This is a genomic window from Actinocorallia sp. API 0066 (assembly GCF_020991275.1).
Classification (GTDB): domain Bacteria; phylum Actinomycetota; class Actinomycetes; order Streptosporangiales; family Streptosporangiaceae; genus Actinocorallia.
The window spans coordinates 523,313-547,395 of sequence record NZ_JAJLQY010000004.1 but is presented as its reverse complement, the minus strand read 5'-3'; the positions used below and the strand labels follow the sequence as shown (position 1 = coordinate 547,395).

The window sequence follows — 24,083 nt, the reverse complement described above, 5'->3', positions numbered from 1 at the left end:
GCGCCATCAAGATCACGCCGCGCGGCGGGGGGATGGCCCGGTCATCACCGTGCCGTCACCAGCTCGTGGACAGTGGCATCCCCTCGGCGTACCCCGCGGCCCCCTGGACGCCGATGACGGCGCGCGCGTGGAACTCCTCGATGCTGGCGGCGCCCGCGTAGGTGAAGGAGCTGCGGACGCCCGCGACGATCGCGTCGATGAGGTCCTCCACGCCGGGCCTGCGCGGGTCGAGGTACATCTTGGACGTGGAGATGCCCTCCTCGAACAGCGCCTTGCGCGCGCGCTCGAACGGCGTGTCTTCCGCGGTGCGTAGCCGGACGGCCCGCGCGGACGCCATCCCGAAGCTCTCCTTGTACAGGCGTCCGCCGGCGTCCTTCTGCATGTCCCCGGGTGACTCGTAGGTGCCCGCGAACCATGACCCGACCATGACGTTGGAGGCGCCGGCCGCGAGGGCGAGGGCGACGTCGCGCGGGTGCCGCACGCCGCCGTCGGCCCAGATGTGCCTGCCGAGCCGCCGCGCCTCGGCGGCGCACTCCAGCACCGCGGAGAACTGGGGGCGGCCGACACCGGTCATCATCCGCGTGGTGCACATCGCGCCGGGGCCTACGCCGACCTTGATGATGTCGGCCCCCGCCTCGACGAGGTCACGGACCCCTTCGGCGGTGACGACGTTGCCCGCCACGACCGGGACAGCGGGATCGAGCCCCCGCACCGCCTCCAACGCGCTGATCATCTTCTCCTGGTGGCCGTGCGCGGTGTCCACGACGAGCAGATCGGCACCGGCCTCCAGGAGGGCCTTGGCCTTGCCCGCGACGTCCCCGTTGACGCCCACGGCGGCGCCGATCCGGAGTCTGCCTTCAGTGTCCACGGCGGGACTGTAGAGCGTCGCGCGCAGGGCTCCGGTCCGGGTGAGGACCCCGACCAGGAGCCCCTGGGGGTCCACCACCGGGGCGATCCGGTGGCCGCGCGTGTGGAGCACCTCGAAGGCTTCCTGCGCGAGCACGGTGTCGGGCAGCGTCACGAGGTCGCGGGACATCACGTCGCGGAGCTGGGCGAACCTGTCGACGCCCTGGCAGTCGGCCTCGGTGACGATCCCGACCGGTTTGCCCTCCTCCACCACGATGACCGCGTTGTGCGCCCGTTTGGGCAGCAGGCTCATCGCCTCCCCGACGGTGTCGCCGGGCCCGAGCGTGATCGGCGTGTCGAACACCAGCGACCGCATTTTGACCCAGGAGATGACTTCCGCCACCACCTCCACCGGGATGTCCTGCGGGATCACCGCCAGCGCGCCCCGCCGCGCGACGGTCTCGGCCATCCGGCGGCCGGAGACGGCGGTCATGTTCGCGACGACCAGCGGAATCGTGGTCCCGCTGCCGTCGGTCGCCGTCAGATCGACGGCGAGCCGCGACCCGACCGACGACCGCGACGGAACCATGAAGACGTCGTTGTAGGTGAGTTCGTGAGCGATGCGCTCAGCGTTGAGCAGCCGCAAGGTGGCGCCAATCGTCCGGGGACAACTCCGCACGCTTTCTACCCACCGGGGTCCACGGGAAATTCCTACGGAAGCTCTTGACATCCTTTGTTAGATCATTGAAGTTTTCTTACAGGGCCGTGGCGGGGAGGAGAGCGCACCGATGCAGGTCAGGCTCCTGGGCCCCGTGGAGCTACGCGACGGGGAGCGCGGCGCCGTGCCGGTCGGGCCACGGGCGCGCGCCGTGCTGGCCGCGCTCGCGCTGGAGGCGGGCCGGCCGGTGAGCGTGGAACGGCTGGTCGGCGCGGTGTGGCCGGGCGAACCCCCGGCGACGTCGACGACCCAGATCCACGGGTGTGTGTCGGCGCTGCGCCGCGCGCTCGGCCCGGCCCGCGGCCTGCTGGAGACGCGGCCGCCCGGCTACCTGCTGCGCCTCGACGTCGAGGCCGTCGACGCGCTCGGGTTCGCCGCGCGGGTCGCGCAGGCCCGCCGCGCGCGCAGGGCGGGCGACGACGAGCGGGCCGCCGCGCTGCTGCGCGAGGCGCTCGGCGGCTGGACGGGCCCCGCGCTCGCGGGCGTGCCCGGCCTGCACGCGGAGGCGGCGCTGCTGGAGGAACAGCGCCTCCTCGCGCTGGAGGAGCGCATCAGGGCGGATCTCGCGCGCGGCGCGGCGGCCGAGCTGGTGCCCGAGCTGACGCGGCTGTGCGCCGGCCATCCGCTGCGCGAGCGGTTCCACGCGCAGCTCATGGTGGCGCTGGCCCGCGCGGGCCGCCGCCCGGAGGCGCTGGAGGTCTACGGGCGGGTCCGCCGCGTCCTGGTCGCCGAGCTGGGCCTGGAGCCGGGCGCGGAGCTGCGGCGCACCCACCTGAACGTGCTGACGGGCCCGTTCGACGCCGAGACGACGCTCCCGCACGACCCGGCGGACTTCACCGGCCGCGAGGCCGAGGTCGCCCAGGTGGCGGGCGCGCTCGCGCAGGGCACGGGCCTGCCCATCGTCGCGGTCAGCGGCAGGCCGGGAGCGGGCGCGACGGCTCTCGCGGTGCACGCCGCGCACCGGATGCGCGCCCGGTTCCCCGACGGCCGCCTGTACGCCGACCTGCACTTCACCGCCGACCCGACCGAGGTGCTCGGCAGGCTGCTGCGGATGCTGGGCGTGCACCAGCCGCCCGAGGGCAGGGCCGAGCGGGCCGAGCTGTACCGGGCCAGGACGCACGGGCGGAGGCTGCTCATCGTGCTCAACGACGCGGGCGGCGAGCGCCAGGTGCTGCCGCTGCTGCCCGGCGGCGACGGCCCGGCCGTCCTGGTGACGGGCCGGGCCCGCCTGACGGCGCTGCCCGGCGCCGTCCACGTGGAACTCGACCCGCTGCCCGCCGCCGACGCGCTGGCGCTGCTGGCGCGGATCGCGGGCCCGGCGCGGGTGGCCGCCGAACCGGAGGCCGCCGCCCGGATCGTCGACCTGTGCGACCGGCTGCCGCTCGCGGTGCGGGCCGCGGCGGCGCGGCTGGCGGGCAAGCCGCACTGGCGGCTCGCCGATCTGGAACGCCGCCTGGGCGACGAGGACGGCAGGCTCGCCGAACTCGCGCACGGCGACCTCGACGTGCGGCCGGGACTGGCCGCCACACACGCCCGGCTCTCGGCCCCGGCGCGGCGGGTCTTCGCCCGTCTCGCCGACGGTTCGTTCGACCGGGAGCACGCCGAAGAGGTCGAGGGGCTGGAGGAACTCGTGGACGCGAGGCTGCTGGAACCGGTGCCCGGTCCGTCCGGTCATGTCGGCTTCCGACCGCCTGGACTCGTCCGTTGTTTCGCCCGCGAACTCACCTTGAGGCCAGAAGTGGGAAACGCCACCGAGGAATGGGGCTGATCACAGGTGCTTTTCCGTAGTGCGGAACGGGACCGCCACCGTTTTTTCGAGCTCGGGAAGCGGCGACATAGCCGGTTTCTGTGCGCTGGAACGGGGCAAACACGAGCAAGATCAAAATTTCCCACTACCGGCTGGAAAATGTAAGGATCTTGCGAACCCCACCATCGACAGGAGGACTCCCCTTGCTGGACGCAGTGGACTCCGTGCTGGTCCGCGAGCTCCAGCGGGACGGCCGGGCGACGTTCCAGGCACTCGCCGACCGCGTCGGGCTCTCCCGCACGGCCGTCAGGGCCCGGGTGCAGAGCCTGCTCGAACACGGCGTCGTCCGTGTCGTCGGCATCGTGCACGCCCAGGTGATCGGGGCGAGCGCCGTGGGCCATCTCGCCGTGACCAGCGCCGGGCCCGCCCGAGAGACGGCCCGTGAGGTCGCCGCCCATCCCGCCGTGTGCTTCGCGGGGCTCACCACCGGCCCCAGACCCGTGCTCGCCGAAGCCAGAGCCCGCGACGACGCCTCGCTCGCCGAAGCCGTCGACGAGATCAGACAGCTCCCGGGGGTGGCGGCCGTCGAGGTCTTCCGCACCGCGGAGGTCGTCAAGGACGCGCACTCGGTGGTGCGCGGCCTCGGCGAGGTCGCGCTCGACGACATCGACTGGCGGCTGCTGCAGGAGCTGCAGCGCGACGGCCGCGCCCCCTACACCAGGCTCGCCGGGATCATCGGGCTGTCCCAGGCGGCCACCAGAGCGCGCGTGGTGCGCCTGATGCGCTCCGGCGTCATCCAGGTGACCGGCCTCGCCGATCCGGCCTCCCTGGGCAGCCAGGAGCTCGCCGCGTTCGGTGTGGTCGTCGGGGGCTCGGTCCGCAAGGCCGCCAAGGAGATCGCCGCGCTGGAGGGCGTGCGGTATCTGTCGGCGGGCTTCGGAAGGTTCGATCTCGTCGGCCGGGCAGAGGCGGGATCGGCGGCGGGCCTGGGCGACGTGCTGGACGCGGTCCGCTCGCTCACCCAGGTCCGCGAACTGGACTCCTGGCAGGTCCTGGAGGTCGTCAAGGAGTCGTACGCGGCGGACCTCCCCGACCGGCTGTAAGTCCTTGGCGTAACTAGTTACAACCGGTGGCTTTCCGTCATGTACGGGACCGGCGGGCGCGGGTGCCATACCGTCGTTGGCATGAATCTGCGGCAGCTGCGCTACGTCGTGGCCACCGCCGACCACGGCACCATGACGTCGGCGGCACAGGCGCTTTACGTCGCTCAACCAGCTCTCTCCCGGGCCGTGCGGGAGTTGGAGCGCGAACTGGGGATAGAGCTGTTCGCCAGGTCCGGACGGGGGGTGGTGCTGACCGCCGCGGGGGAGCAGGTGGTCCGCCAGGCGCGGATCGCGCTGGAGGCGGTCGACGCCATCGAGGCGGTGACGCGCGGGCAGGGCAGGGGGTCGGAGCTGCGGATCGCCGCGACGCCGACGCTGGAACCCGAGTTGACCGCTCGGCTCCTGCCCGCCTTCGCGCGGGACCAGCCCGCGGTGAAGGTGCGGGTGGTCCGCTGCGACGGGCGGGAGGCCGTGGGCGCGGCCGTCAGGTCCGGCCGCGCCGACCTCGCCGTCACCGACCTGCCGGTGCCGGGCGACCTCGCCGCCCACCCGTTCGACCAGCGGGAGGTCGTGCTCGTCTCCCCGCCGACCCTGCGGATGCGCGACCCGGTGTCACCCGCGGCCATGGAGGGGCTGCGGCTCATCGTCCCGACGCGCGGCACCGCGCGCCGGGCCGAACTCGACGCGATGCTCGCCACGATCGGGGCGAGCGTCGTCGTCGCGGTGGAGTCGGACGAGCGGAGCGCGTGGCCGGGGTGGGTGCGCGCGGGCCGGGGCTCCCTGCTGTGGTACCGGAACCAGATCGAGGACACCGACGGCCTTGTCGTCCGCTCCCTCATGCCCCCGCTGACACGGACCATCGGGCTGGTCCACGCGCACCGTCCCCTCCCGCAGGTGGCGCGGGAGTTCCTGGCGTACGCCAAGGAGCACGGCGGCTGAACCCCCCCGGGCCTCCGCGCTAGCCGAGCGCGGCGACGTGGTCGAGGGCGCCGCGCGCTCCGGCCACGTCGTGGACCCGGAACATCCGGGCGCCGAGCCACGCCGAGACCCCCAGGACGGCCATCGTCCCGACGCCCCGCTTGTCCACCGGACGGCCCAGCGTCTCCCCGATGAAGTCCTTGTTCGACACCGCGACCAGAACCGGCCACCCGGTGGCCACCAGCTCGTTGAGCCGTCTGCTGATCTCCAGGGACTGGCGGGTGTTCTTGCCGAAGTCGTGGGCGGGGTCGATGAGGACGCCGTCCGGGCGGACCCCCAGGGAGACCGCCCGCTCCGCCTCGGCCGTCACGTGGGCTATGACGTCGGCCACTACGTCGTCGTAGGCGACCCGGTGGGGGCGGGTGCGGGGGCGCTGGCGTCCGGCGTGGGCGCAGACGAGCCCGAGGCCGTGCTCGGCGGCCACCGAGGCCAGTTCGGGGTCGGGGCCGCCCCACGTGTCGTTCAGGAGGTCGGCGCCCGCGCGCGCGACGGCGTCGCCGACCTCGGCCCGCCAGGTGTCCACGCTGATCACGATGCCGGGGTGGCGCGCCCGGACGGCCGCGACGGTGTCGACGACCCTGCGCAGCTCCTCCTTGACGTCCACCTCGTCGCCGGGGCCCGCCTTGACGCCGCCGATGTCGATCACGTCGGCGCCCTCGGCGACCGCGCGGTCGACCGCCGCCATCGCGGCGTCGAAGCCGAACGTGGCGCCTTTGTCGTAGAACGAGTCGGGGGTGCGGTTCACCACGGCCATCACCGTGGGGCCGTCCAGGGTCCGTCCGCCCAGCCGCAGTGTCACGGTCTCCCCTCCCCGGGGCGATCGGCCGCCCGGTGGGCCATCCTAAGTCCGGCCCGCCCCCGGCCTGTTCCGGCGTTCCGGGGCCCGCGGAGGTGAACCGGGTTCGGGTTCACCGGGTCCCGGACTACTCAGATGGACACAGAGGTAGATAACCTCTTCTTTCACACATATTTATGTGTTTGTCCACGTTGGTCACGTGCCCCAGGGCACAGCAGAGGGGGGTTCCGCTGACCAGGCGAGCGCTCATCACCGGCATCACCGGCCAGGACGGGTCCTACCTCGCCGAGCACCTGCTCGCGCAGGGGTACGAGGTCTGGGGTCTCGTCCGCGGCCAGGCCAACCCCCACGTGGCGCGGCTGCGCAAGCACATCTGCGACGTGCGGATCACCACGGGCGACCTGCTCGACCAGGGGTCGCTGATCTCGGCGGTGGAGCGGGTCCAGCCCGACGAGGTGTACAACCTCGGCGCGATCTCCTACGTGCCGATGTCGTGGCAGCAGGCCGAGCTGACCGCGGAGATCACCGGCATGGGGCCGCTGCGCGTGCTGGAGGCGATCCGGATCGTCAGCGGCATCAGCTCCTCGCGCACCACCGAGCCGGCCGCGCAGATCCGCTTCTACCAGGCGTCGTCCTCGGAGATGTTCGGGCAGGTCAGGGAGACGCCGCAGAGCGAGCTGACCCCGTTCCACCCGCGCAGCCCCTACGGCGTCGCCAAGACCTACGGGCACTTCATCACGCAGAACTACCGCGAGTCCTACGGGATGTTCGCGGTCAGCGGCATCCTGTTCAACCACGAGTCGCCGCGGCGCGGCGCCGAGTTCGTCACCCGCAAGATCAGCCTGGGGGCGGCGCGGATCAAGCTGGGCCTGGCGAGCGAGCTGCGCCTGGGCAACCTGGAGGCCCGCCGCGACTGGGGCTTCGCCGGGGACTACGCCAAGGCGATGCGGATGATGCTCGCGCAGGAGGTCCCCGAGGACTACGTGATCGGCACGGGCGTCACACGGTCCGTCCGCGACCTTGTGGAACTCGCCTTCGGCACCGTCGGGCTCGACTGGGAGCAGTACGTCGTCCTTGACGACAGGTACACGCGGCCCGCCGAGGTGGACCTCCTGTGCGCCGACCCCAAGAAGGCGCGGGAGCAGCTCGGGTGGGAGCCCGAGGTGTCCTTTGAGGAACTCGTCGCGATGATGGTCGAATCGGACCTGGAGCTGCTGTCGTCGTCCGGCAGGCCGGACGAGGAGCCGTTCAGCCCCGACCACTGGTAGGGGCCCGCCCGTGGCGGCGGGCTGGCCCGCAGCGGCCAACCGCCTTGTGACCCGGTGGTGACGTCCGTCACCGTGAAACCATGGGTGATCACGGTGAGCTCTGCGGCTGCCTGCCTCCGCCCGTCGAGGCGGCGCTGGACGCCTACCGGGAGACGGTCGCGCGGCACGGCGCCAACTGGACGGAGTCCACGCGGTCGGCCTACGGGCCGCTCGTCCCCTACCTGCGGTTCGTCCCGCACGCCGCGCTGTTCGCCGCGCCCGTCGCGGCCGGGCTGAGCGAGGGGCTCTCCCTGGACGACGCCGTGGACACCGCCACCACGCGGGACATGGACGCCGCCTTCAGGGACGCGCTCGCAGGGTCCGTCCCCGATGGCCTCCTCGTGCTGCGGATCACCGACGAAGGCGCGGAGTTCGCCTCCTCGGGGGTCGTGCACCCCGTCCTCGCCGGGGAGCCTTGTCCGCTGCTGTTGCTCGTGGAGTCTTCGGCGTCCGCGCCGGTGGTGGTCGAGCCGGTGGGGGAGGTTCCTGCGGGCGGGTGCCTGACGGCGACGGTGGACGCGCGCTCCGGCCCGTTGACCGTCGGCGGTCAGGAGATCGCCTTGCCTCAGACCGTCCGGGAGGTCCAGAAGGCACGGCTGGTGTTGCGTTCGCCGGAGCCGTGCCGTTGGTACGTGCTCAGCCCGAGCGGCCGTGGCTGGTTCCCCGAAGGCGTCCTGCGCAAGTGGGACGGCCACGGCCGCGCCTACTTCCACGGCGCCGACGTCACCCTCGACGTGCCCGCCGAGCATCTCGTGGTGACGGCCGCGCGCGGCATGGACTTCGGGACGGCCACCGAGGCGGCCGCCCCCGGGCCGGGGCAGACCGTGCACCTCGAACTCGACCCGCGTCCGGTCCGGGACCCGGCGGCCGACGGTTGGTACGGCGGTGACCTGCACCTGCACCTGAACTTCGCGGGCGACCAGGTGGCCGGGCCCGCCGACGCCGCCCGGACGCAGCACGGCGAGGCGCTGCACGTGCTGAACCCGCTCGCGGCCAACGCCACCACGAGCTTCGTCTACGACCGGGAGGTGCTGCGCGCCTGGCCGGGGAAGGACCTGCCCTGGTCGACCGCCGGGAGGGTGGCCCGGATGGGCGCGGAGTATCGCAACGACCTGCTCGGGCACGTCGCCTCCTTCGGCGCGCGGGGGGAGCCGTCCCGGTACGCCTCGGGGCATTCTGAGTCCGACCACCCCGAGGACGCGCCCTGCGTCACCACGATGTGCGCCGAGATCCGGGCGCGCGGCGGGATCGTCACCTGGGCGCACCCGCTGGGCAGCGACGCGCCCGACCCGCTGGACGCGCTGTTCGGCCGGGGCACGCACTCCTGCGCGGCCCGTGAGCTCGTTGTGGCCGGGGCCCTCGATCTTGTGGACGGCCTTGACGTCCTCACCCATCTGTCCTGCACCGGCACCGCGCGGATGTACCGGCGGCTGCTCGGCGCGGGCGTCCGGCTCGCCGCGACCGCCGGGACGGACGTGATGCTGTCCTACGGGCGCATGGGCACGTACTCGAACCCTCCGGGGTGGGCCAGGGTCTACGCGCGGCTGGACGGCCCGCTCAGCGTCCCCGCGTACCAGGACGCGATCCGGGCGGGCCGGACCTTCGCGACGAACGGCCCATGGCTGGCGCTCGACGTCGCCGGACACGGGCGGTGTTCGATGGGCCCGAAGCCGGGCGCTTTGACGACCCCGACTTCGTCGGGAGCGCCCGCCTCCGGGCCGTGTTCGATGGGCCCGAAGCCGGGCGCTTTGACGACCCCGACTTCGTCGGGAGCGCCCGCCTCCGGGCCGGGGGAGCGGGTCGCCGCCGAATCCGGACAGCGGCTGCGCGTCCGGGCCACCGTGACGGGCGCGCGAGCCAGGGTCAGGATCCACGACGCCGACGGGATCGTCGCCGAGGGGGACGGCACCGCCGAGATCGACTACGCCGTCCGCCACCCCACGTACCTCGTCGCCGAGGCCCAGGGGCCGGCCGATCCGGCGATCCTCGACCCGCGCGGCGCCTACGCGCACACCAGCGCCGTGCACGTGGACGTCGCCGGGCGGGCCGTGGCCCGGCCCGACGACCTCCGGTGGTGCCTGCGCTGGATCGAGCGGCTGGCCGACCTGGTGGCGAGGCGGGGCCGTCACCCGGACCCCGCCCTGCCGGGCCTGATGGCCGAGGCCGCCTCCGTCTACCGGGCGCGGCTCAGCCCTTGACGCACACGAGCTGCCGCAGGTGCGCGACGACCTCCACGAGGTCGCTCTGCGCCGCGATCACCGACTCCAGGTCCTTGTAGGCGCCCGGGATCTCGTCGATCACGCCGGAGTCCTTACGGCACTCCACACCCTTGGTCTGCTCGGCCAGGTCCTCCACGGTGAACCGCTTGCGGGCCTGGTTCCTGCTCATCTTCCGGCCCGCGCCGTGCGACGCCGAGTTGAACGCCAGGTCGTTGCCGAGGCCGCGCACGATGTACGTGCCGGTCGCCATCGACCCCGGGATGATGCCGAGATCACCCTGCCCCGCCCGGATCGCGCCCTTGCGGGTGACGATCACGTCCACGTCGCCGTAGGTCTCCTCCGCGACGTAGTTGTGGTGGCAGGAGATCGGCTCCTCCCAGCGCACCCGGCGGCCCCTGAACTGCTGGGTGATCGCGTTCACGGTGAGCGCGAGCATCACCGCCCGGTTGCGCCGCGCGTATTCCTGCGCCCAGAACAGATCGTGCCGGTAAGCGGCCATCTTCGCGGTTCCGGTGAGGAAAACCGCGAGGTCCGGATCGGGCAGATCCTGGTTGTGCGGCAGGTTTCGCGCCGCCTCGATGTGCACTTCCGCGAGCTGGTTCCCGATTCCCCGGGAACCGGAATGCAGCACCACCCAGAGCGCGCCCTCGTCGTCGGCGCACAGTTCCCAGAAGTGGTTTCCGCCGCCGAGCGAACCCATCTGCTTGCGTGCCCTGCCCACCTCGCGGCGGACGGACGGGTGCAGCTCGTCGAAGGACTTCCAGAACTCGTACCAGCCGCGCTCCTTCAGCCCCGGGACGGCGTCCGGCTCCACCGAGCTGCGGTGCATCCCACGCCCGACCGGCAGCACCCGCTCGACCTTCGAGCGCAGCGGCCCGAGGTCGTCCGGCAGGTCCGCGACGGTCAGCGAGCTGCGCACCGCCGTCATGCCGCAGCCGATGTCCACGCCGACCGCCGCCGGGGACACCGCACCGCGCATCGCGATGACCGAGCCGACCGTGGCGCCCTTTCCGTAGTGGACGTCCGGCATGACCGCCATTCCGTGTACCCACGGCAGCGCGGCGACATTACGCAATTGCTCGATCGCCTGCTGTTCGACGGTCTCCGGATCCGCCCACATACGGATCGGAACGGATCCGCCGGGAAGCGTCGTGAATGGCATCACCGTCTCCTTTCCTTCGTCCGAAACCGATGGCGCCAGGACCATCAAATCCCGGATCCCGGGAGTGGATCAAACCATTTTCCGGGCCGCGTTCCCGGCGGCGCCCCGCTACAGGTCCGGGTCGTGCGGCCGCACGTCGGGGACCGGGCGCAGCGCCTGCCGGAGCGGCACGATCATCATCGAGAAGTCCGCGGCGGCGACGATTCTGCCCTCGGGGTCCTTCACCCTGCACTCCACGATGACGAGCTGGCGGCCCGCCTTGATCACCTCGGCGTGCGCGTAGACGGTGTCGCCGTTCGGCCTGCCCAGGTACCGGACGTGCAGGTCGGCCGTGACGAGGCTCTGCTCGCCCGGCCGGAAGCCGCTGCCGCGCGCCGCCGCCGTGCCCGCGGCGACGTCGATGAGCGTCGCGAGCGCGCCGCCGTGCAGGTTGCCCGTGCTGTTGAACGCCTCTTCCCGGACGGGCATCGACACCACGGCGTGCCGTGTCCCGATCTCCACCACCTCAAGCGCGAGCAGGTGGTGCAGGGGAGTGTTGCGGCGCAGCTCGTCGCGGATGAAGGCACGGTCGGCCTCCGGCAGGTCGGCGACCCGGATGACGCCGTCCGTAAGGTTCTGCTCGCTCATGGCTACTCCCCTCTTCCCCGGATGCTTCCGCGGGACCGACCCATTATCGGCAGGCGTCCCGGCGGCGGGTCGGGCGAGGGGCCGCCGTGCCCCTTCTCATTACCGAACGTATTCGGACGAATGCAAATCAGTGCTCATGGGGTCCAAAGTTCTTCGCCGCCGTAACACACGTGATAAACCGGTGCAGCGCCGACCGATGATGGTCGGCGAACCGGGACGATGCAGGCGAGTTCAGTTCGAGGAGGCAGTGCCGATGCGGCACGCGCGCGACGGGGCGACGGCGGCGATGAACGCCGCTTCCCAGGTACTGGCCGCCCGGGGCAAGGCAGAACCGCAGGAGTTCGACAACGCCGAGGTGCAGTGGGCCAACCGGGCGCGGGACGGCGTGTGGGCGCCGGTCCGGGGCGGCGGCCAGCGCATCCACGTCGGCATCGACTGCCCGCCCGACCGGGCCGCGACGGTGCTGCGGCCGAGCCTGCGGGTGTTCGTCGGCATCGACGTGGACACCGACATCGTCGCGCAGACCACCGCCGAGGGCGTCCGGTTCGTCACCGTGCTGCACGGCCCCGAGGCGCCGACCTTCTTCCGCTTCCCCATCGGCCTCGCTGAGGGCCTCGCCCTGGAGGCGATGCCTTCGGGCGGCTTCGACGTGGTGAACCTCCGCTACGGAGCCACCGTCGGCCGCTTCTACACACCGTGGGCGTGCGACGCGCTTTTCCGTCCCATCCACGCCCGCTACGAGCTCGACAACGGAGCCATCGTCATGCGGGTCCCGCACGACGGCGCCGCCTATCCCGTCGTCGCTGATCCGCACTACGGGATCTGACGGGCGCGGGCGCACTAGACTGCGACCCATGATTTTCACCCACGACACCGAGCACGCCCTCGACGTCATGGTGAATCTGGTGAACAGCGCGGCCGCCGGGGCCGAGGGCCTGCCGGACACCGGCGCGCTCGCCGCGTTCGTCGAGACCGGCAGGTTCAGCGACGTGCCCCCGGTGACGGACGCCGACCTGGAGACGGTCAGGGGGCTGCGCGCCCGCTTCCGCGAGATCTTCGCCGCGCCCGCCGCCTCCGTCGCGGTGCCCCTGGTCAACGGGCTGCTCGCCGAGGTGCGCACCGCGCCCTACCTCACCGACCACGACGGCTACGACTGGCACGTCCACTTCTTCGCCCCCGGTTCCCGGGTAGGCGAGCACCTCGCCGTCGAGTGCGGCATGGCCCTCGCCTACGTCGTCGCGGCGGGCGAGCTGGACAGGCTGCGCGCCTGCGCCGCTGACGGCTGCGACCGCGTCCTGGTCGACCTCTCCCGCAACCGCTGCCGCCGCTTCTGCGACAGCAGGACGTGCGGCAACCGCGCCCACGTCGCCGCCTACCGGGCCCGGCGCAAGGCGGGCTAGCCGCGAGGCCCCGCGCCGCCGCGCCCTATGCTGGGGGCGTTCGCGACGGTGCGAGGGGAGTGATCGGGTGCTGCTGCGCGACGGACACGGCCGACGGGCGAGCGACCTGCGGGTCTCCCTCACCGACCGGTGCAACCTCCGCTGCTCCTACTGCATGCCTCCCGAGGGCCTGGAGTGGCTGCCCAAGCCCGAACTCCTCACCGACGACGAGGTGGTCAGGCTCGTCGGTGTCGGGGTCCGTGACCTGGGCATCACCGAGGTCCGCTACACCGGCGGGGAACCGCTGCTGCGGCGCGGCCTGGTCGACATCGTCGCCCGCACCGCCGCGCTCGACCCGGCCCCCGAACTGTCCCTCACCACCAACGGCATCGGCCTGGCCCGGCTCGCCGCCCCCCTGCGCGCCGCCGGGCTCGCCCGCGTCAACGTCTCGCTCGACACCTTGGACCGTGACGTCTTCCGCAAGCTCGCCCACCGCGACCGGCTTACGGACGTCCTGGACGGCCTGGAAGCGGCGGCCTCCGCCGGGCTGACACCCGTCAAGGTCAACGCTGTGCTCATGCGCGGCGTCAACGACGACGAGGCCGTCCCGCTGCTGCGGTACTGCCTGGAGCGCGGCTACGAGGCGCGGTTCATCGAACAGATGCCGCTGGACGCCCAGCACGGCTGGCAGCGCGCCACCATGGTCACCGCCGACGACGTGCACGCCAGGCTCGCCGAGGCGTTCACGCTGACGCCGCTGCCGTCCGCCGACCGGGGCAGCGCGCCCGCCGAGCGCTTCGCCGTCGAGGGCGGCGGGCTGCGCGGCGGGGTCGGGATCATCGCCTCGGTCACCCGCCCGTTCTGCGGCGCCTGCGACAGGGTCCGGCTCACCGCCGACGGCCAGGTCCGCAACTGCCTCTTCGCCCGCGAGGAGTCCGACCTCAGGGCGGCGCTGCGCGGCGGCGCGGACGACGCCGAGATCGCCGAGCGCTGGGCGGCCGCCGTGCGCGGCAAGAAGGCGGGCCACGGGATCGACGACCCGTCGTTCCTCCAGCCCGACCGCCCGATGTCGGCGATCGGCGGCTGACCGGCCCCGATCCGGGAAGGACCCACCTCATGAACGCAGGGGAGACGACAGACGGCGCCCGTCAGGCGGGCCGGCGTGACGCGTGGGCGGGCGGGCCGCGCGGCCGCGCCGAGACGTACGACGCGGTGATCCTCGCCGGCGGGGCGGCGCGCAGGTTCGGCGGCACCGACAAGCCGGGGGCGCTCGTCGGGGGCAGGCCGTTGATCGTCAGGGTGGCCGACGCCGTCGCCGACGCGTCGCGGACGATCATCGTGGGCCCGGTGAGGCCGGGCATGGAGGCGGTGTTCGTACACGAGGACCCGCCGGGGTCCGGGCCGGTGCCCGCCCTGCGCGCCGGGCTCCAGATCGTCGTGGCGCCCCGCGTCGTGCTCCTGGCGGCAGACCTGCCGTTCCTGACCCAGCCGGTCGTGGCGGGCCTCCTGGCGCACCGCAACGCCGTCCTGGTGGACGCCGAGGGCCGCGACCAGTGGCTCACCGGGGCGTGGCACACCGACACCCTCAGGTCGGCTCTGGAAAGCTACCGGGGCGCCTCCCTGCGGGGGCTGCTCCACCCGCTGCGCCCGGTCCGGGTCGCCGCGGCCGACCACTGGACGGACTGCGACACGCCCGCCGACCTGGCGCGCGCCGAGGAGAGGCTCACGTGAACGAATGGCTCGCCACCGTCAGCGCCGAACTGGGCCTCGAGCCCGACGTGCTGGACACCCAGACCGTGCTCGACCTCACCCGTGACGTCGCGCACTCCGTCGCCAGGCCCGCCGCGCCGCTCACCGCCTACCTGCTGGGCGTCGCCGTCGGGCAGGGCGCCGACCCGAAGGAGACGGCGCGGCGGCTCAGCGAGCTGGCGCTGGCCCGTAAGCCCGCCGACGCCGGTTGACCTTCGGCCCTCAACCGTCGGTGGGCGCCAGCTCGTCCAGCGGCACGACGTCCTTGAGGAAGCCGCGCCGGTCGAGGAAGTCCCCGAGCGTCGGGCGGTGCTCGTCGCACGCCGTCCAGACCTTGCGGCGGTCCGGAGTGTGCAGCTTCGGGTTGTTCCACCGCAGCGCCCACACCGCGGCGGCGCGGCAGCCCTTGGCCGAGCAGACCGGTTCGGGATTGTTCACCGTGTTGGGTCTTTCTTTGTCTGTTGTGGATGTCGTTTTCCGGACGGGGGAGGCAACGTGGTGCTTGCGCCAGCTTTCAGGGCGCGTCCCAACGGATCGGGGGATCACCATGGGAGACAGGAAGAAGCCGGCCAAGAGCTCAGGTAAGCAGAAGAAGGCCGCGCTCAAGGCTACGCGCGCCGCCAAGCAGGAGAAACGCGAGGCGCGCAGCGAGCGACCGGTCGCCATGCCGGCCCACCGGGACGAGTAACCCGGCAGCGCGGGGGCGTGGACGCGACGTGGCGTCCGCGCCCCCTTCACGCGCTCCGCGCCGTGCCGGCGCCCGCGCGGACCAGCGCCGCGAACCTGTCGGCCACCTGGCGCAGCCGCAGGTCCAGGACGTCGTCCAGGAGGGCGAGTTCGGCCCTGCTGGGGACCGTCCCGGCCGCCCACCCGGTGATGATCGTGCGCCACAGCAGCGTGTGCGTGTGCGGGCTCGCCGGATAGTGCGCCACGGCAGCCTCCGGCACCTCCAGGAGGATCGAGGCCGCCGAGTTCAGGAGCGCGAGCCGTACCGGGCGTCCGGCGGCCCGCGTGAGCACGCGGGCGACATCGAACTCGGCCGCCAGCAGCGCCGCAGGCGGCGCGCCCGTGGCGCTCAGCTCCTCGAACCGCGCCAGCGCCGCGACGGCCGGGGCCGGATCGTGCGCGCGCGGCCGCTCGGCGACCACACGGGCCGAGCGCGTCAGCACGTCGTGGTAGACCTCAAGGACGCCGGTGAACAGCGCGGACGCGGTGTCGGGCAGCCGCCGCGCGTGCCGGAACAGCAGCCCGCACACCTCAAGGCCGCCCTCGGCCGCCAGATCGCAGACCACAAAGCCGCGGCCCCGCCTGGCCCGCACCAGGCCCGCCGCCTCCAACCGGACCAGGACGAGCTGCGCCGTCGCCCGGTTGACCGAGAACTCCTCGGCGAGCTGGCGGACCGAGGGCGCCAGCTCACCCGCCCGGTACGCCCCCGCGGCGATCCGGCCCGCCAGGGTGTCGGCGATGTCGGCGACGATCGTCGGCTCGCGCACGCGGCTCCTCCTCGGAAGTCGTGTCCGGGGCAGTGTAGACGGATCGTGTTTCCCCGGGCTCGGGAGACGGACCCGGGTACGGGGAACAGGGCGTTCACCATAGACTGACACCCCGTGAGTGATCTGTCGGCATTGTCAGCGGTCCCGCCCGCCGGGGTGAGCGGACTCCACCGGGACGCGGTGCTCAAGTTCTTCTACGGGCCCATGGACTGCGGCAAGTCAACGCTCGCGCTCCAGATCAACTACAACCACCGCAGGCAGGGCAGGCGCGGGCTCGTCCTCACCAAGCACGACCGCTCCGGCGGGCCGCGCGTCACCAGCCGGATCGGCCTCGACGGGGACGCCTACGAGGTCGACGACGACTGCGACCTGCGCGCGCTGGTCGGGTCGATGAGGCCGCGGCTGGACTACGTGGTCTGCGACGAGGCGCAGTTCTACACCGTCGCGCAGATCGAGCAGCTCGCCGACCTCGTGGACGACTTCGACGTCGACGTCTACGCGTTCGGCCTCGCCTCGGACTTCCGGGCCGAGCTGTTCCCCGCCGCGCGCCGCCTGTTCGAGCTCGCCGACGAGGTGTCCCGGCTCCAGGTCGAGGTGCTGTGCTGGTGCGGGCGTCCCGGGCAGCTCAACGCGCGGACGGTCGGCGGCGCGCTGGTCCGCTCCGGCGAGCAGGTCGTCATCGCCGACACCGACGACGACGCCGACGTCCGCTACCGCGTCCTGTGCCGCCGCCACCACCGCTCCGGCGACCTCGGCCGCGCCCAGGACGGCTGACCGGCGGGTTCATCCCGGAGCGCCCAGATGGGCCAGCAGCCTGTCCACCGGCCAGGTGTTCACCACGTCGTCGGGGGTGAGCGCGGCGCGCTGGGCTATCCCCACGCCGAAGTGCTGGTTCGCCAGATGCGGGACGGCGTGCGCGTCACTGTCGATGGAGAACCTCACCCCGTGGTGGCGGGCCCTGCGCACCAGATCGGACGGCAGGTCGGCCCGGTCGGGGAAGGCGTCGATCTCCAGCACGGTGCCGGTGCGGGCGGCCGCGGCGAACACCGCGTCCCAGTCGGCGTCCACCGGCGGGCGCTTGCCGATCTTGCGGGTGGTGGGGTGGCCGATGATCTGCACGCCCGGGTTCTCGCAGGCGGTGACGAACCGGCGCGTCATCTCCTCCCGGCTCTGCGTGAAGTGCGAGTGGACGCTGGCGACCCTGATGTCGAAGCCCTCCAGCACGTCGAGCGGCCAGTCCACCGAGCCGTCGGGGGCGATGTTCAGCTCGGTGCCGTGCAGGAGCCGCATGTTCGGATACTTCTCCTGGAGCTTGGCGAGCTGCGCGCGTTGGGCGAGCGCCTTCTCCAACGTCATCCGCTGCATCGCCAGATCGGGGGCGTGGTCGGTGACCGCGTAGTAGGAGTACCCGAGGGCCGCTGCCGCCGCCACCATCTCCTCCAGCGACGCGACGCCGTCGGTGAGGGTCGTGTGGGTGTGCAGATCGCCCTTCAGGTCCGCGACCCGCACCAGGCGGGGCAGCTCGTGCTTCAGCGCCGCCTGGACCTCACCCTCGTCCTCACGCAGCGGCGGCGGCACCCACTCCATGCCGAGCGCCGCGTACACCTCCTCCTCGGTGGCCGCCGCGAGCACCTTCCCGTCCTCGTCGAACAGGCCGTACTCCGACAGCTTCCAGCCCCGGCGCACCGCGATCTCGCGCAGCCGCACGTTGTGGTCCTTGCTTCCGGTGAAGTAGATGAGCGCGGCGCCCCAGGACTCGGCGGGCACCAGCCTGAGGTCCACCTGGAGGCCGCGATCGGTGCGGACCGACGTCTTCTTCTCGCCCGTCGCGACGACCTCGGTGACGAACGGCTGCTCCTTGAGCGCGTCCATCAGGCTCGGCGGGCCGACGGCGAGCACGTCGATGTCGCCGATGGTCTCGCGCATCCGGCGCAGCGACCCGGCGTAGGCGGCGCGCTCGGCGCCCGGCAGCGCCGCGATGACCCGCTGCGCCAGATCGAGCGCGACGCCCCGGTGCACCCGGCCGCCCGACGCGCGCATCTGCTCGATGCCCTGGAGCAGGTTCTCGACCGTCTTGGGGCCCATGCCCTTCACGCCCTTGAGCCTTCCGGCCGCGATGGCGTCGGCCAGCGCGTCCGCCGAATCGATGCCGAGCTCGCGGTAGAGGAACAGCGCCGTCTTCGGACCGAGTGACGGGATGCGGGTGAGCCTGCGCACTCCCTCGGGCACCTTGGCGCGGAGCGCGTCGAGCTGGCGGAAGCTGCCGCGCGCCAGGAACTCCTCGACCTTCTTCGCGATCGCCTCGCCCACGCCCGGCACGTCGCGCACCGGGATCTCGGCGATGTCGCGCGGGTGGCCCGCGATGGCCTTGGCGGCCTTCTGGTAGCTGCGCACGCGGAAGGCGTCGCCGCCGTCCAGCGCGAACAGCTCCGCGTACTCGTTGAGCGCTTCGGCCGCAGCCTCGTTTGCCCGTGCCATGCCCCCACACTACGGCCGGGGTCCGACAGTTTCCGGGGTCGGTGCGCCGACCCGCGAAGATCGTTCGAACGCGTGTTTGACTCGAACGCATGTTCGTGTTTAGGGTGGCGGCATGATGCTGCAAGGTTCGCTGCTGGACCTGGCCGACGAGCCGTGTCCCGGGGAGCTGGGCGCCACGGTGCGGCGCACCCGGCTGTCCCACGGCGCGTGGATCGACGTCAGGCCCGGCTGGCTCGCGGGCTCGACGCCCCTGTTCGAGGAACTCGCCGCCGTGGTGCCGTGGAAGGCCGAGCGCCGGATGATGTACGAGCGGGTTGTGGCGGTGCCGCGCCTCACCCGCTACTACGGGGAGGAGGAGGCGCTGCCGCTGCCCGTGCTCGCCGAGATGCGCGCGCGGCTGTCCGCGCACTACGGCCCCGAGCTGGGCGAGCCGTTCCGCACCGTCGGCCTGTGCTACTACCGCGACGGACGCGACAGCGTCGCCTGGCACGGAGACCGCTTCGGGCGCGGCGCCTCGGAGGACACCATGGTGGCGCTCGTCGTGCTGGGCGCGCCCCGCCCGCTGCTGCTCCGCCCCGCCGACCACTCAGGCCCCACCCTCCGGCACGACCTCGCCCACGGCGACCTCCTGGTGATGGGCGGCTCCTGCCAGCGCACCTGGGAACACGCCGTCCCCAAGTCCGCCCACGCCACCGGCCCCCGCATCAGCATCCAGTTCCGCCCCACCGGCGTCCGCTTACCCAACACCTCCCACACGCGGGCCACGTGCCGCGTGCAGGCCGGCGTCGGGTGGGGCGGTGGGCGGTCAGGGGGTGGGTTTGGGGCTGGCGCGGAACTCGGGGGCTTCGGGGGTTTCGGTGTATTCGAGGAGATGGGGGGTGGCGAGGGTGAGGGACTGGAGTGCGGAGCGGACTTCGGCGGGTGTGGCGTAGAAGAACTCGCGGCGCTGGTTGACCCGGTCTTGCACAGGCGGTCGATGGAGGAGTCGAGCTTGAACGGCCGCATCGTGCGCACGAGGTGGTCGGCCTCCGCGTTGTAGGCGCGGAGCATGAGCTTGGAGAAGTCCCGGACCATCCGCCTGCCTTCGGCGAGCGACCCGTTGACCTGCCAGGACGTGGAGCCTTCGATCGCCCGCTCGCCCCGGACGAGTTCCTTCATGCGCGTCTGCACGGTGTCGAGCCGCGCCTTGTAGTCGAGCGCCTGTTCCAGGCGGTGCTGGTACTGGTAGACGCCGACCTCCTGGAGGAGTGCGACGTCGTGCGTCTCGACGATCGCGGCCCGCACGGCGGCGAGTTCGCCCCGCGCCGCCGCGATCTCGCCGTGCGCCACCGACAGCGCCTGCCGCGCCGCGCCCAGCTCCTGCCTGGCCCGCTCGGTGTCCTGAAGCAGCCGCTGCGGCTCCAGCCCGCCCAGATGCGCGACCCACGCGCGCAACTGCGCGTTCTCCGCCTCCAGCTCCTCGATCCGCGCCTTCCGGCTCCCCCACCCACCCGAACTCTGCTGCCGCGCCACCGGCACCGCCGGAAACCCCGCCCCAACCCCATACGCCGCACCCGACCCCACGTAAGCCACCCCCGCCACACCCGGCGGCTCCGCCGCGTGGCCCGCCCCCGGCAAGCCGACATGCGCCGCGTGGCCCGCCCCCGGCAAGCCGACATGCGCCGGGTAGCCCGCCCCCGGCAAGCCGACATTCGCCGCATGGCCCGCCCCCTGATCCTGCTGCTGCGCCGGCGTGGGCGCCGACGGAACCCCCGTCCCGGGACCGTACGGCGACGCGGCCTGCGACCCCCCGGCCTGCGCCGCGTAGCCCGGCCCCGGCAAGCCCGGCGGCTGCGCCCCGTAAGCCGCGCCCGGCAAGGCCGTCGGCTGCGTCGGGTAGCCCGCGCCGGGCGTGCCGGGGCGCGTCGGGTCGGCTGAGGCTGGGACGTCGGGGTGTGCCGGGTAGGTGGTGCCTTGGGCTGCGGGAGGGGGTGTCGGGTGGGCTGAGCCCGGGGTGGTGGGAGGGGGTGGGGTGGTGAGGGCGGTGAGGATGTGGGGGGCGTCGGTGGCGTGGAGGTTGCCGAAGTCGAGTTCGCCCTGGTCGTGGGTGGTGAGGGCGAGGAAGTGGCGTTGTTGGTAGGACGGGTGGGTTTTGGTGTTGGTGAGGGTGGTGCGGTCGGCTTGGAGTTCCAGGGTTCCGGTGGCTAGGGCCGTGGTGTGGAAGGCGAGGACGCGGTGGGTGGTGACGGCGACGTGGGTGAGCTTCGGGAGTGCCTTGACGGTCGTGGCCAGGGCGGTGACGGACTCGCCGGGGCGCAGGTGCGGGCGGAGTCGCGCGGTGAGGTGCTCGGCCTCGCCGGGCTTGAGCTCGACGCCCAGGTAGGGGTGGTGGGGGGACATGCGGCCACCGTAGTCACGGGAGGTGACAGATCCAGCATGTCAAGGTGACGGTGGGATCAGTGGAACAAGGGTGTGGTGGTGCGGGACGGGGCCGGGGGGCAGGTGACCTCGGTGGCGGTCCGGGCGGGGAGGGGGTCGGGTGGGGTGCCGACCTCCAGGGTGGTGGGTGGGGGGAAGGCGCACGGGGTGGTGGCGTGGCAGGGGGCGGGGAGGGCGAGGGAGGCGGCGATGCTCAGGGACGCGGCGGTCAGGGCGGACGCGCCGATGAGTTTGCCTCGTCTCATGGGGGGAGCGTAGGCGGTCGCGGGGTGCGCGGTCCTCCCTCTGGGGAGCGATTCTGACCCTGGGACGCTCCTCAGGGGGAAGGGCCCCGGCGGCCGTGCGGAGGACGCCGGGGCGTGTTCGACGGGCCCGGGGGACGTCAGCGGGACGCGGCGGTGCGGGTGACGGCGGCGTGGGTGGCGGTGAGTTCGGCGCGGGCCGTGGTGACGGCGTGCTGGAGGGCGGCGAGTTCACGGCGCAGCCTGTCGGTCTCCAGGAGGAGGCGCAGGGGTTCGGCGGCGCCGAGGTGGGCGAGCCAGGCCCGCAGGTGGGTGTTCTCGGCCTCCAGCTCCTCGATCCGGGTTCTGCGGGTGCGCCATCCGGCCGGGCGGCGGGCGCGCGGCGGCGGGATGGGCGGCAGGATCGCCGACGGCGGCAGCGTCGTCCACTGGGTGGGCGGGAACGCCGTCGTCGGCACGGGCGCGCTGTAGGGGACGTACTGGGACGTCGCCGGGTGCAGCGGCAGCGGCTCGGGCGGGGTCCGGCCCGGCGCGGCGGGCACGTTCCCGGCGTCCGCGCCGCCGGGCGCGGGCTCGGGCTCGGGTGCCGCCGTGCGCGGCCGTGCCTGCGGGAACTGGACGGCCGTCGGCGCGGCGAGCGCCGCCATGAGGTCGTCGGCGGAGTCGGTGTCCGGCACGCCGTGCACTCCGGCGCCGGATGTGGTGTGTCGGGGGGACATGGGCCCCACGATAGTCGCCCGGTGTGACGGCTCGGATACCAAAACAGATGATTCCTGGGAGAATCCAGCGACCGGTAGGGACTTGTCACCACGTCGGAGAAGCCACGCCACCACCGGGATGCGATGCCGCGCACGGGATGAAATGCTCTGTCCGGTTCGGCCGGAGACGGCGAAGACAAGACGGGGGAGTTGCCGTGCGCAGGGTGGTGCTGGCGTCGGCGTCCACGACGCGGCGTGAGGTCCTCAACAAGGCGGGCCTGGACGTTGAGGTTGTGGTGAGCGGTGTCGACGAGGACGCGGTGACGGCGGGTTCGGTGCGCGAGCTCGTCCAGGAGTTGGCGGTCCGCAAGGCGCGCGCGGTGGCCGCCGAGACGGCGGACGCCCTCGTCATCGGCTGCGACTCCCTGCTGGAGTTCCAGGGCCGACCTCTCGGCAAGCCGAAGAGCGACGCGGAAGCCGTCGCCTGGTGGCGGGAGCGTCGAGGCAAGGGCGGTGTCCTGCTCACCGGCCACTGTGTCATCGACACGGCGACGGGCCGTGAGGTCGCCGCCGTGGGCGAGACGGGTGTCAGGTTCGGTTCCCCGACCGACGCGGAGATCGCCGCCTACGTCGCCTCCGGCGAGCCCAAAGCGGTCGCCGGCGCTTTCACCATCGACGGGATCGGCGGCTGGTTCGTCACCGGCCTGGACGGCGACGCCAACAACGTGCTCGGCATCTCGGTCGTCCTGCTCGGCGGCCTGCTCCGCGAGCTGGGCGTCGCCCCCGAGACGCTCTGGGGAAGCTGACCCGCCGGAAGGCTTGGCGTGGAGGTGGCCTCCGTTTAGTTGACTCAGCGTGACCGGATCCGGACGCTGGAGTCATGACGACGCAGGCGGGGCCGGTCTCCGATCCGGCAGTGGACGAGCTGTACCTGGGCATGATCGCGAGCCGGCTCGACGACCCCTATCCGGGGTACCGGCGGTTGCGGGAGGAGGCGCCGATCCTCCGGGCGTCGGACGGCAGCCTGGTGCTGTCGCGGTTCGCCGAGTGTGACGCGGCGCTGCGGCACCGGGCGTTCGGCAAGGGCGACGAGCAGTTGGGTTTCGGCAGGCCGGAGCTGGGCGAGGAGGCGCGGCGGGCGCGCGACAGGTTCGGCAGGACGATGCTGGTCACGAACCCGCCGGAGCACACGCGGCTGCGCCGGGCGGTCAGTTCGGCGTTCACCAACCGGCACGTGGAGGAGCTGCGCCCGGTGATCGCGCGCCGCGCGGACGCGCTGCTCGCGGAGCTGGCCGAGCGGCCGGGCGCGGACTTTGTGGAGGATCTGGCGCTGCCCCTCCCGGTGACGGTCATCTCCGACCTGCTGGGCGTTCCCGAGGACACCCGGCCGGAGTTCACCGCGAAGATCCGCCGGATGTTCGCGCTGATGGAGCCGTCGGAGGGCGAGGAGGGGTTCCGCCGGGCGATGGCCGACCGCGAGGAGGTCGGCGAGTACTTCGGCGTGCTGCTCGACGCCAAGGCCGCCCGCCCCGCCGACGATCTGCTGTCCCGGCTGGCGACGGCGCCGGAGGACGAGCGGCTGTCCCGCGACGAGATGATCTCGACGGCTCTGCTGCTGTTCGCGGCGGGGTTCATCACCACGACGAACCTGCTTGGCAACGCCGTCCACGCGCTGTTCGCCAGGCCCGACCAGGAGGCGATGCTGCGCGCGGATCCGGCGCTCATCCCGTCGGCCGTCGAGGAGTTCCTGCGGTTCGACTCGCCCGTCCAGATCGACCTGCGCTCGGTGCTGGAGGAGACGGAGTTCGCCGGGGCGCGGCTGCGTCCCGGCGAGGTGGTGGTGACGGTGATCGGCGCGGCCAACCACGACCCGGAGGTCGCCGAGCGCCCGGACGCCCTGAACGTGCGCAGGGAGGCGCCGATCCACCTGTCGTTCGCCTCGGGCGTCCACTTCTGCCTGGGCGCGCACCTGGCGCGGGTGGAGGCCCAGGTCGTGCTGGCGCGGCTGTACGGGGCGGAGTACCCGGCGCTGGAGCCAGCAGGCGACGCGGTGCGGGCGCCGGGCCTGGGCCTGCGCGGGTTCGCGCGACTGCCGGTGGCCCTCAGCCGGGCCTGAGCGGGCC

Annotated in this window: 26 protein-coding genes; 17 read left to right on the top strand and 9 right to left on the bottom strand. The window is 72.9% G+C overall.

Features of this window, described 5'->3' with window-relative positions; all coding sequences use genetic code 11:
* Positions 1 to 55 precede the first annotated feature (55 nt).
* A complete protein-coding gene (locus LO762_RS13525; RefSeq protein ID WP_230614961.1) occupies positions 56 to 1,492 on the bottom strand; it encodes a GuaB1 family IMP dehydrogenase-related protein in 1,437 nt (478 codons plus the stop codon).
* A 142-nt stretch (positions 1,493 to 1,634) separates the two neighbouring features.
* On the opposite strand from LO762_RS13525, the gene LO762_RS13520 reads away from it, so the two are divergent.
* The 3 genes from LO762_RS13520 to LO762_RS13510 all read left to right on the top strand — a co-directional run bounded on the left by LO762_RS13520 (position 1,635) and on the right by LO762_RS13510 (position 5,353).
* Positions 1,635 to 3,332 (top strand): AfsR/SARP family transcriptional regulator, encoded by a 1,698-nt coding sequence (locus tag LO762_RS13520; RefSeq protein ID WP_230614960.1) that lies wholly within the window; start codon positions 1,635 to 1,637, stop codon positions 3,330 to 3,332.
* 182 nt (positions 3,333 to 3,514) lie between these two features.
* Complete coding sequence (locus LO762_RS13515; protein ID WP_230614959.1) at positions 3,515 to 4,414, top strand: Lrp/AsnC family transcriptional regulator; 900 nt, start codon at positions 3,515 to 3,517, stop codon at positions 4,412 to 4,414.
* An 81-nt stretch (positions 4,415 to 4,495) separates the two neighbouring features.
* On the top strand, positions 4,496 to 5,353 hold the full coding sequence (locus LO762_RS13510; RefSeq protein WP_230614958.1) for a LysR family transcriptional regulator: 858 nt from the start codon (positions 4,496 to 4,498) through the stop codon (positions 5,351 to 5,353).
* Between the two features lie 19 nt (positions 5,354 to 5,372).
* Here the strand turns inward: LO762_RS13510 and folP are convergent, their stop codons facing one another.
* Complete coding sequence (gene folP, locus LO762_RS13505) at positions 5,373 to 6,146, bottom strand: dihydropteroate synthase (RefSeq protein WP_230614990.1); 774 nt, start codon at positions 6,144 to 6,146, stop codon at positions 5,373 to 5,375.
* Between the two features lie 272 nt (positions 6,147 to 6,418).
* Here folP and LO762_RS13500 point away from each other — a divergent pair, with 272 nt between their 5' ends.
* Together LO762_RS13500 and LO762_RS13495 are read left to right on the top strand one after the other, a co-directional pair.
* Positions 6,419 to 7,456: a GDP-mannose 4,6-dehydratase gene (locus LO762_RS13500; RefSeq protein WP_230614989.1), complete on the top strand. Its 1,038-nt coding sequence runs from the start codon at positions 6,419 to 6,421 to the stop codon at positions 7,454 to 7,456.
* A gap of 80 nt (positions 7,457 to 7,536) precedes the next feature.
* Positions 7,537 to 9,693 carry a CehA/McbA family metallohydrolase gene (locus tag LO762_RS13495; RefSeq protein WP_230614957.1) on the top strand — a complete coding sequence of 719 codons (2,157 nt, stop codon included), beginning with the start codon at positions 7,537 to 7,539 and terminating at the stop codon, positions 9,691 to 9,693.
* Here the strand turns inward: LO762_RS13495 and LO762_RS13490 are convergent.
* Positions 9,683 to 10,876 carry an RtcB family protein gene (locus LO762_RS13490; protein WP_230614956.1) on the bottom strand — a complete coding sequence of 398 codons (1,194 nt, stop codon included), beginning with the start codon at positions 10,874 to 10,876 and terminating at the stop codon, positions 9,683 to 9,685. The genes LO762_RS13495 and LO762_RS13490 overlap by 11 nt on opposite strands.
* 108 nt (positions 10,877 to 10,984) lie before the next feature.
* Positions 10,985 to 11,503, bottom strand: a complete 519-nt coding sequence (locus LO762_RS13485) for a PaaI family thioesterase (RefSeq protein ID WP_230614955.1) — start codon at positions 11,501 to 11,503, stop codon at positions 10,985 to 10,987.
* 253 nt (positions 11,504 to 11,756) lie between these two features.
* Here LO762_RS13485 and LO762_RS13480 point away from each other — a divergent pair, with 253 nt between their 5' ends.
* The 5 genes from LO762_RS13480 to LO762_RS13460 all read left to right on the top strand — a co-directional run bounded on the left by LO762_RS13480 (position 11,757) and on the right by LO762_RS13460 (position 14,843).
* A complete protein-coding gene (locus tag LO762_RS13480; RefSeq protein WP_230614954.1) occupies positions 11,757 to 12,329 on the top strand; it encodes a hypothetical protein in 573 nt (190 codons plus the stop codon).
* A gap of 28 nt (positions 12,330 to 12,357) precedes the next feature.
* Complete coding sequence (locus LO762_RS13475) at positions 12,358 to 12,903, top strand: CGNR zinc finger domain-containing protein (protein ID WP_230614953.1); 546 nt, start codon at positions 12,358 to 12,360, stop codon at positions 12,901 to 12,903.
* A 70-nt stretch (positions 12,904 to 12,973) separates the two neighbouring features.
* Positions 12,974 to 13,969: a GTP 3',8-cyclase MoaA gene (gene moaA, locus LO762_RS13470; RefSeq protein WP_230614988.1), complete on the top strand. Its 996-nt coding sequence runs from the start codon at positions 12,974 to 12,976 to the stop codon at positions 13,967 to 13,969.
* A 29-nt stretch (positions 13,970 to 13,998) separates the two neighbouring features.
* Positions 13,999 to 14,613: a molybdenum cofactor guanylyltransferase gene (locus LO762_RS13465; RefSeq protein ID WP_230614952.1), complete on the top strand. Its 615-nt coding sequence runs from the start codon at positions 13,999 to 14,001 to the stop codon at positions 14,611 to 14,613.
* Complete coding sequence (locus LO762_RS13460; RefSeq protein WP_374201555.1) at positions 14,610 to 14,843, top strand: DUF6457 domain-containing protein; 234 nt, start codon at positions 14,610 to 14,612, stop codon at positions 14,841 to 14,843. Before LO762_RS13465 ends, LO762_RS13460 begins: the two co-directional genes overlap by 4 nt.
* A gap of 10 nt (positions 14,844 to 14,853) precedes the next feature.
* Here LO762_RS13460 and LO762_RS13455 read toward each other — a convergent pair whose 3' ends face one another.
* Positions 14,854 to 15,069 carry a hypothetical protein gene (locus tag LO762_RS13455; RefSeq protein ID WP_230614951.1) on the bottom strand — a complete coding sequence of 72 codons (216 nt, stop codon included), beginning with the start codon at positions 15,067 to 15,069 and terminating at the stop codon, positions 14,854 to 14,856.
* Between the two features lie 109 nt (positions 15,070 to 15,178).
* On the opposite strand from LO762_RS13455, the gene LO762_RS13450 reads away from it, so the two are divergent.
* Positions 15,179 to 15,319: a hypothetical protein gene (locus LO762_RS13450; RefSeq protein WP_230614950.1), complete on the top strand. Its 141-nt coding sequence runs from the start codon at positions 15,179 to 15,181 to the stop codon at positions 15,317 to 15,319.
* Positions 15,320 to 15,365: 46 nt separating this feature from the next.
* Here the strand turns inward: LO762_RS13450 and LO762_RS13445 are convergent, their stop codons facing one another.
* Positions 15,366 to 16,124: a GntR family transcriptional regulator gene (locus LO762_RS13445; protein ID WP_230614949.1), complete on the bottom strand. Its 759-nt coding sequence runs from the start codon at positions 16,122 to 16,124 to the stop codon at positions 15,366 to 15,368.
* Between the two features lie 114 nt (positions 16,125 to 16,238).
* Between LO762_RS13445 and LO762_RS13440 the strand changes: the two genes are divergently transcribed.
* Complete coding sequence (locus tag LO762_RS13440; protein WP_230614948.1) at positions 16,239 to 16,898, top strand: thymidine kinase; 660 nt, start codon at positions 16,239 to 16,241, stop codon at positions 16,896 to 16,898.
* Positions 16,899 to 16,907: 9 nt separating this feature from the next.
* Here LO762_RS13440 and polX read toward each other — a convergent pair whose 3' ends face one another.
* Positions 16,908 to 18,602: a DNA polymerase/3'-5' exonuclease PolX gene (gene polX / locus LO762_RS13435; protein ID WP_230614947.1), complete on the bottom strand. Its 1,695-nt coding sequence runs from the start codon at positions 18,600 to 18,602 to the stop codon at positions 16,908 to 16,910.
* 112 nt (positions 18,603 to 18,714) lie between these two features.
* On the opposite strand from polX, the gene LO762_RS33500 reads away from it, so the two are divergent.
* From LO762_RS33500 to LO762_RS33490, 3 genes are read left to right on the top strand one after another with little or no spacing between them, the layout of a single operon-like run.
* Positions 18,715 to 19,641 carry an alpha-ketoglutarate-dependent dioxygenase AlkB gene (locus tag LO762_RS33500; RefSeq protein WP_308103827.1) on the top strand — a complete coding sequence of 309 codons (927 nt, stop codon included), beginning with the start codon at positions 18,715 to 18,717 and terminating at the stop codon, positions 19,639 to 19,641.
* Between the two features lie 9 nt (positions 19,642 to 19,650).
* Positions 19,651 to 19,794: a hypothetical protein gene (locus LO762_RS33495; RefSeq protein WP_308103825.1), complete on the top strand. Its 144-nt coding sequence runs from the start codon at positions 19,651 to 19,653 to the stop codon at positions 19,792 to 19,794.
* A 20-nt stretch (positions 19,795 to 19,814) separates the two neighbouring features.
* A complete protein-coding gene (locus tag LO762_RS33490) occupies positions 19,815 to 20,519 on the top strand; it encodes a hypothetical protein (RefSeq protein ID WP_308103824.1) in 705 nt (234 codons plus the stop codon).
* Between the two features lie 518 nt (positions 20,520 to 21,037).
* On the opposite strand, the gene LO762_RS13420 is transcribed toward LO762_RS33490, so the two are convergent.
* Positions 21,038 to 21,265 (bottom strand): hypothetical protein, encoded by a 228-nt coding sequence (locus tag LO762_RS13420; protein WP_230614946.1) that lies wholly within the window; start codon positions 21,263 to 21,265, stop codon positions 21,038 to 21,040.
* A 137-nt stretch (positions 21,266 to 21,402) separates the two neighbouring features.
* Positions 21,403 to 21,981: a hypothetical protein gene (locus tag LO762_RS13415; protein WP_230614945.1), complete on the bottom strand. Its 579-nt coding sequence runs from the start codon at positions 21,979 to 21,981 to the stop codon at positions 21,403 to 21,405.
* Between the two features lie 194 nt (positions 21,982 to 22,175).
* Here LO762_RS13415 and LO762_RS13410 point away from each other — a divergent pair, with 194 nt between their 5' ends.
* Together LO762_RS13410 and LO762_RS13405 are read left to right on the top strand one after the other, a co-directional pair.
* Entirely contained in the window at positions 22,176 to 22,766 is a 591-nt protein-coding gene (locus tag LO762_RS13410; protein ID WP_230614944.1) for a nucleoside triphosphate pyrophosphatase, read from the top strand.
* Between the two features lie 74 nt (positions 22,767 to 22,840).
* Positions 22,841 to 24,076, top strand: a complete 1,236-nt coding sequence (locus LO762_RS13405) for a cytochrome P450 (RefSeq protein WP_230614943.1) — start codon at positions 22,841 to 22,843, stop codon at positions 24,074 to 24,076.
* Positions 24,077 to 24,083: the final 7 nt, after the last annotated feature.